The sequence below is a fragment of the Noviherbaspirillum denitrificans genome (genome assembly GCF_002211445.1).
GTDB classification, from domain to species: Bacteria; Pseudomonadota; Gammaproteobacteria; order Burkholderiales; family Burkholderiaceae_D; genus Noviherbaspirillum; species Noviherbaspirillum denitrificans.
Map to the genome: position 1 here is coordinate 3,728,913 of NZ_LSTO01000001.1, position 5,939 is coordinate 3,734,851.

Below are 5,939 nucleotides of genomic sequence, written 5' to 3' on the forward strand. Positions count from 1 at the left end.
CGGCCGGTTTCCATGAAGCTGAGGTGGCGCGTGGAAATTTCGGCCTCGAGCGCGAGGTCGAGCTGGCTCATGCGGCGGCGCTGGCGCCATTCGCGCAGGAAGTCTCCGACAGGACGGGCGGCGTGCATCATGGGAATGATGATAGCGGAAGGACGCAAAGCCTTCCCATTACCTCGCACGTAATCGACTTGCCTCCCCGGGTGGACAAAGATGGCATCACCGTAGTCCATTCACCCCAACCTTGAGGAGCTTGCCATGCTGAACATCCACTCCCCCGCCTTCCTGCGCCGTGTCCTGGTCGCCGATGCCGTATCGGCACTCGCCATGGGACTGATGCTGATTGCCGCCGCAGGCGCACTCGAACCCCTGCTCGGGCTACCCGAGGTGCTGCTGCGCGAAACCGGGTTCGTGCTGCTGCCGATCGCCGCCTTCGTCGCCTGGGCCGGCATGCGGAAAGAGCTGTCGCGCCGCCTCGTGTGGGCAGTCATCATCGTCAATGCTTTGTGGGTCGCGGACAGCTTCGTGCTGCTGGTGTCGGGATGGGTAACGCCGACCTTCCTCGGCCAGGCATTCGTCGTGGGACAGGCCCTGATCGTGGCCGTGTTCGCGGAGCTGGAATTCTTCGGCGTGCGCCGCGCGCGGATGGCAACGGCGTGAAAGACAATGCCTGCCGGGACGCTCCCGGCAGGCATGCATGGACTTACAGGGCGAGCCGCTTGCGGGCCGCCATGTACTCGGCCTTCAGCTTTTCCACCACTTCCGGCACGGTCATGACGGCATCCATCAGGCCCACACCCTGGCCGGCGCCCCAGATGTCGCGCCAGGCCTTGGCCTTGCTGCCGCCGCCGGAGCCGAAGTTCATCTTGGTCTTGTCGGCGGTCGGCAGGTTGTCCGGATCGAGGCCGGCGGCGACGATGGACTTGCGCAGGTAGTTGCCGTGCACGCCGGTGAACAGGTTGGTGTAGACGACGTCGGCGGCGGTCGACTCGACGATGGCCTGGCGGTAGGCCTCATCCACATTCGATTCCTTCGTCGCCAGCCAGCGTGAGCCGATGTACGCGAAATCGGCGCCCATCGCCTGTGCGGCAAGGATCGCATCGCCGGTCGCAATCGAGCCGGACAGCGCGATCGGACCGTTGAAGAACTTGCGCACTTCCCCCACCAGTGCAAACGGCGACAGCGCGCCGGCATGGCCGCCCGCGCCCGCCGCGACCAGGATCAGGCCGTCGACGCCGGCTTCCAGCGCCTTCTGCGCGTGGCGGATCGAAATCACGTCATGCAGCACGATGCCGCCGTAGCTGTGCACCGCATCCAGCATTTCCTTCGGCGGCGCGCGCAGGCTGGAGATGATGATCGGGACCTGGTGCTTCACGCACACCGCGACGTCATGTTCGAGGCGGTCGTTGGACTGGTGCACGATCTGGTTGACCGCGATCGGGCCGACCTTTGCGCCCGGGTTGGCTTCCTTGAAGGCGGCGAGGTCTTCCTGGATTTCGGTCAGCCAGGTGTCCAGCAGTTCCGCCGGGCGCGCATTGAGCGCGGGGAAGGAACCGACGATGCCGGCCTTGCACTGCGCCTTGACCAGCGCCGGGCCGCTGGCGATGAACATCGGCGAGGCGATCACGGGCAGGCTGAGGTTTTGCAGCACGGGCGGCAAATGGGTGTTGCTCATGAAGACTCCTTTGGTGTTTGTCCGGGCCGCCGGGCGGCTTCCGTGGCAGTTTTTTTCGATGTGCCAATGTCCCTTGGCATTGCGTTTTTTTGCATTCTGTTTATGATGTTATCAGAAAAAACAATGTTTTTGTCAAACGCATGGCCACCCGCAAAACCACCGCAGAAAAGCCCTCCATCGATTTCCGCCAGGCGCAGGAGGACCTGCGCGCCACCTTGCGCCAAGGCATGCTCGACGCCGCCACGCGACTGCTCACCGAAGAAGGCCCAGCCGCCATGACCGTGCGCCGCGTGGCCGAGGCGGTCAACTGTTCCACTACGCTGCTGTACTCGCTGTTCGGCGGCAAGGATGGCCTGGCCAACGAGCTGTACCTGGAAGGCTTTGCCCGCCTGAAACAAGAATTCCGCCAGGCTGCCGAACAGGCGCGTGCACGCAAGCAAGACATGCAAGGTCTCGCGCCGCTGCGCCTGCATGCGCAGGTGTACCACCAGTACGCGAAGCGCAACCCGAGCTATTACATGGTGATGTTCGGCGATGCGATCGCCGGCTTCGTGCCGCCGGTGGAGTCGCGCAAGCAGGCGTGGGAATCGCTCGCGGTCCTCATCGACACCTGCGAAGGCTGCATGAAGAGCGGCGCGCTGCCGCCCTCCAACCCGACCGCCGCCGCGCGCCTGCTATGGGCGGCGATGCACGGCGCGGTCAGCCTCGAACTCAAGGGCTATTACCTGAAAACCGAACGCGCCGACGAACTGTTCGACGCCGCCGTCAACGCGGTCCTGCTGTCGCTGAAGTTGGGACCGAACGCGCACGCATAACAACAAGGAGACCGAAAACATGGCTTATCAATGCTTCACCCTCGACATCCAGGACAAGGTCGCGCACCTCGTGCTGAACCGCCCTGCGACGCTCAACACCATGCACCCGGTGCTGTGGCGCGAACTGACCGACATCCTGCAGATGCTGCAGCGCGACGCGCCCGCCCGCGCGCTCGTGATCTCTTCCACCGGCCGGCACTTCACGGCCGGCATGGCGCTCGATGTGTTCGGCGCGGATTCGGGCATCTCGCTGAACGACGGCAACGCCGGCGGCCGCGCCAATATCGCACCGCAGCTGACCGACATGCAGCAGGCATTCAACCTGATCGAGCAATTGCGCATGCCGGTCATCGCCGCCATCCACGGCGGCTGCATCGGCGGCGGCGTAGACATGGCCTGTGCCTGTGACATCCGTCTCGCGACGGCCGACGCGTTCTTCTGCATCCAGGAAATCAACATCGGCATGACCGCCGACCTCGGCACCCTGCAGCGCCTGCCCAAGCTGATCCCGGAAGGCGTGGTCCATGAACTCGCCTACACCGGCCGCCGCCTGCCCGCGCAACGCGCGCTGGCGCTCGGCCTGGTCAATGAAGTGTTCGACACGCAGGAGCTGATGGTCGAAGCAGCGCTGCAGATGGCGCGCGAAATCGCGGAAAAGCCCCCGGTCGCGATCTGGGGCAGCAAGCAGGCGATCCACTACGCGCGCGATCATTCGACGCACGATGCCTTGCAGCAGATGGGATGGCTGCAATCCGGCATCTGGCGCACCGGCAACCTGGTGGAAGCCTTCCTGGCCAAGCAGCAGGGGCGCGCACCGGAGTTCGACGACCTGCCGCCGCTGAAGTCGTTTGCGGATGGCAGCTATGAATTGAAATAATCAACAGGAGACGGCCATGTTCCAACCGAAACTCATGCAAGGCAAGCGCATCCTCGTCACCGGCGGCGGCACAGGTCTTGGACGTGCGATGGCGGAGAGATACCTGTCGCTCGGCGCCGACATCTACATCTGCGGCCGTCGCAAGCAGGTCTGCGACGAGACCGCGCAGGAACTGATGGCCGCGCACGGCGGCAGCGTGAAAACCTTCGGCATCGATATCCGTGATGCGGCGGCGGTGGACGACATGGTCGAGCAGATCTTTGCCGACGGCCCGCTGACCGGCCTGGTCAACAACGCCGCCGGCAACTTCATCTCCCCGACATCCGCACTGTCGCCGAAGGGCTTCGACGCCATCGCCAACATCGTCATGCACGGCACCTTCTACGTCACGCATGCCGTCGGCAAGCGCTGGGTCGACATGGCGATGAAGGGGCAATGGAAACCGGAAGACGGCTACCGCAGCGTGATATCGATCATCGTGACCTGGGTGCTGAACGGCGGCCCCTTCGTCGTGCCGTCGGCGATGAGCAAGTCCGCGATCCATGCGATGACGATGTCGCTGGCGACAGAATGGGCGCAGTACGGCATCCGCCTGAATGCGATCGGCCCGGGCGAGATTCCGACCGAAGGCATGAGCAAGCGCCTCAATCCCGGCGAGGAACCGGACGCGCGCTCGGCAAAGACCAATCCGATGGGACGCGCCGGCAAGATGGAAGAATTGCAGAACCTCGCCACCTTCCTGATGGCCGACGGCTGCGACTGGCTGACCGGACAGGCGATCATGATGGATGGCGGCCACCACCTGGCGACCGGCGGCAACTTCTATGAACTGCGTTCGTGGTCGGCCGACCAGTGGAAGGAAGCGCGCGACCGCATCGAGGCGCAGAACAAGAAGGACAAGGAACAGCGGACGGCCTGACGCCAGCATAACGAGCAAAGGACGTAGGGTGGGTAGAGCGCAGCGAAACCCGCCAATTGCGGCATTTGGAGCGCGCGGTGGGTTTCGCTGCGCTCTACCCACCCTACGGTTCTCTCCCGCTAGTCCTTGTTGACGAGCCTGCCTGCCTTCACTTCCGCAGCACCCGCGCGCACCAGTTGCGCAACTGCCCAGTGCGCGAGCTCGGACGCATCCTTCTTCAGGTAGCGCCGGTTCGATTCCTGGAACAGGTACATGCCCGTCAGCATGGGCTCGAGCTCTTCCAGCGCGATCGACTGCTTCTCCAGCAGCAGGAATTTCAATAGCACCTTGACCGCGTTCTGCGCATTGCGTGCAGGATCGCCCATGAAATACTCGACGCGCGAGAACGCCGTCTCCAGCGCCTTGCCCACTTCCGTGAACGGCGCGCCATGCCCGGGAATGACCAGCTTCACGTCGAGCGATGCGATCAGTTCCAGCGTCGCCCGCACGTCGCCGAATCCCGGTTCGCCTTCCAGTTCGGGGAACACCACACCGAATCCGTTCTGCCACAGCGCATCGGCGGAAATCAGGACGCGCTCATCCGCGCAATACAGGATCAGCGAATGTGGATCATGCCCCGGCGCGCCCATTGCCTGCCAGGTCATGTCGCCGAGCGTGAGCAGGTCTCCGGGTGAAATCGTGTCGTCGAAGGTGAAGCGCGGGCATTGCTGGCCGGTGGCCTTGTAGGTCAGCGCATCTTCGTTCCAGCTGCGCACCTTGTCCGCCTCGGCGGCGGGGATGGACGTGCGGCATGCGTATTCCGCCTGCAGCGCGGCATTGCCGCCGCAATGGTCGGAGTGCAGGTGCGTGTTCACAAGCCGGTCCAGCTTGCGCCCCTGCAGCGCATGCGAAACGAGCGCGAGCGTCTGCGCGGCGTGGGTGGCGTATCCGCTGTCGACCAGCGCGGTTTCATGGGCGCCGGTGAAGAGAATGTTGTTCGATGACAGCCAGCCGCGTTCGAAGACGCGCATCGTTCCGGGAAGCTTCATTTTTTCATCTGATAAGCGAGGGAAATCTTTGCGAACTCGACCAGCACTTCCTTCGCGCCGCCGTTGAAGGTGGCGTAGGCGGTGCCGGTGCGGACGATGAGGCGCGGCGGGAAGATCCAGCCGAGGTAGGGAATGCCGATCATCTTCGCACTGCGGATGTCATGCCACTCCACCTTGCGGTTGTACATCCAGGTCTGCGTGATGCCCTTGTCGTCGATGGTGATGGTCGAACGCAGGAACCAGTAATAACTCACGCCCAGCATCAGCGCGGCGCCCAGCAGCAGCGCCTTGACGCCGAAGCTGTACTGCATCAGCGGGAAGCGCAGCGCGATGTGGGTGCCATAGCCGGCGAGGATGACAGTCAGGATGGTGGCCAGCACCTTGAACGTTCCGCTGTAGGCCGGACCGGTCACCGTTTTCTCCGGCTTGTAGAACTCGAATTTCATGAAATGGCTTTTCTGTGTATGCCTTGCGGCAGTGTTTGCGCTTGCCTGAGCAGGTCGGAATCGAAGAAGGGGTCGTCACGCAGGTAGGCAACCAGCATGTCGGTGGAATCCACGCCCCAGAAGCAGCGATTATCCACGACCGCCGTGGGCACACCAAACACATTCGCGGCGGTTGCCCTTTT

General features: G+C 63.6%; 8 protein-coding genes and 1 pseudogene. 4 read left to right on the forward strand and 5 right to left on the reverse strand.

The annotated features are described in order from the left end of the window. Positions 1 to 131 (reverse strand): helix-turn-helix domain-containing protein (locus tag AYR66_RS18045; protein WP_141104270.1); only part of this gene is annotated, 131 nt, incomplete at its 3' end. A 124-nt stretch (positions 132 to 255) separates the two neighbouring features. Between AYR66_RS18045 and AYR66_RS18050 the strand changes: the two genes are divergently transcribed. Then, positions 256 to 657 carry a hypothetical protein gene (locus AYR66_RS18050; protein ID WP_088708658.1) on the forward strand — a complete coding sequence of 134 codons (402 nt, stop codon included), beginning with the start codon at positions 256 to 258 and terminating at the stop codon, positions 655 to 657. Between the two features lie 43 nt (positions 658 to 700). On the opposite strand, the gene AYR66_RS18055 is transcribed toward AYR66_RS18050, so the two are convergent. Beyond that, positions 701 to 1,672 carry an NAD(P)H-dependent flavin oxidoreductase gene (locus AYR66_RS18055; RefSeq protein WP_088708659.1) on the reverse strand — a complete coding sequence of 324 codons (972 nt, stop codon included), beginning with the start codon at positions 1,670 to 1,672 and terminating at the stop codon, positions 701 to 703. A 140-nt stretch (positions 1,673 to 1,812) separates the two neighbouring features. On the opposite strand from AYR66_RS18055, the gene AYR66_RS18060 reads away from it, so the two are divergent. Genes AYR66_RS18060 through AYR66_RS18070 form a run of 3 tightly spaced genes read left to right on the forward strand, consistent with a single transcriptional unit; the run spans position 1,813 to position 4,283 of the window. Further along, positions 1,813 to 2,487 carry a TetR/AcrR family transcriptional regulator gene (locus tag AYR66_RS18060; protein ID WP_088708660.1) on the forward strand — a complete coding sequence of 225 codons (675 nt, stop codon included), beginning with the start codon at positions 1,813 to 1,815 and terminating at the stop codon, positions 2,485 to 2,487. 19 nt (positions 2,488 to 2,506) lie between these two features. Further along, positions 2,507 to 3,364 (forward strand): enoyl-CoA hydratase-related protein, encoded by an 858-nt coding sequence (locus tag AYR66_RS18065; RefSeq protein ID WP_088708661.1) that lies wholly within the window; start codon positions 2,507 to 2,509, stop codon positions 3,362 to 3,364. 16 nt (positions 3,365 to 3,380) lie between these two features. Continuing rightward, on the forward strand, positions 3,381 to 4,283 hold the full coding sequence (locus AYR66_RS18070) for an SDR family oxidoreductase (protein WP_088708662.1): 903 nt from the start codon (positions 3,381 to 3,383) through the stop codon (positions 4,281 to 4,283). Positions 4,284 to 4,402: 119 nt separating this feature from the next. Here AYR66_RS18070 and AYR66_RS18075 read toward each other — a convergent pair whose 3' ends face one another. The 3 genes and pseudogenes from AYR66_RS18075 to AYR66_RS28465 form a co-directional block, all read right to left on the reverse strand. Then, a complete protein-coding gene (locus AYR66_RS18075; protein WP_088708663.1) occupies positions 4,403 to 5,311 on the reverse strand; it encodes an MBL fold metallo-hydrolase in 909 nt (302 codons plus the stop codon). Next, the gene (locus AYR66_RS18080; protein WP_088708664.1) at positions 5,308 to 5,757 is read right to left on the reverse strand and encodes a hypothetical protein; all 450 of its coding nucleotides are present in this window, start codon (positions 5,755 to 5,757) and stop codon (positions 5,308 to 5,310) included. The genes AYR66_RS18075 and AYR66_RS18080 overlap by 4 nt, the downstream gene beginning before the upstream one ends. Continuing rightward, positions 5,754 to 5,939, reverse strand: a pseudogene (locus AYR66_RS28465) (2-hydroxychromene-2-carboxylate isomerase); the annotation flags it as partial. The gene AYR66_RS18080 and the pseudogene AYR66_RS28465, both read right to left, overlap by 4 nt.

Coding starts and splice junctions, on each gene's coding strand:
- AYR66_RS18050 (WP_088708658.1), top strand. CDS start 256: ATGCTGAACATCCACTCCCCCGCCTTCCTGCGCCGTGTCCTGGTCGCC.
- AYR66_RS18055 (WP_088708659.1), bottom strand. CDS start 1,672: ATGAGCAACACCCATTTGCCGCCCGTGCTGCAAAACCTCAGCCTGCCC.
- AYR66_RS18060 (WP_088708660.1), top strand. CDS start 1,813: ATGGCCACCCGCAAAACCACCGCAGAAAAGCCCTCCATCGATTTCCGC.
- AYR66_RS18065 (WP_088708661.1), top strand. CDS start 2,507: ATGGCTTATCAATGCTTCACCCTCGACATCCAGGACAAGGTCGCGCAC.
- AYR66_RS18070 (WP_088708662.1), top strand. CDS start 3,381: ATGTTCCAACCGAAACTCATGCAAGGCAAGCGCATCCTCGTCACCGGC.
- AYR66_RS18075 (WP_088708663.1), bottom strand. CDS start 5,311: ATGAAGCTTCCCGGAACGATGCGCGTCTTCGAACGCGGCTGGCTGTCA.
- AYR66_RS18080 (WP_088708664.1), bottom strand. CDS start 5,757: ATGAAATTCGAGTTCTACAAGCCGGAGAAAACGGTGACCGGTCCGGCC.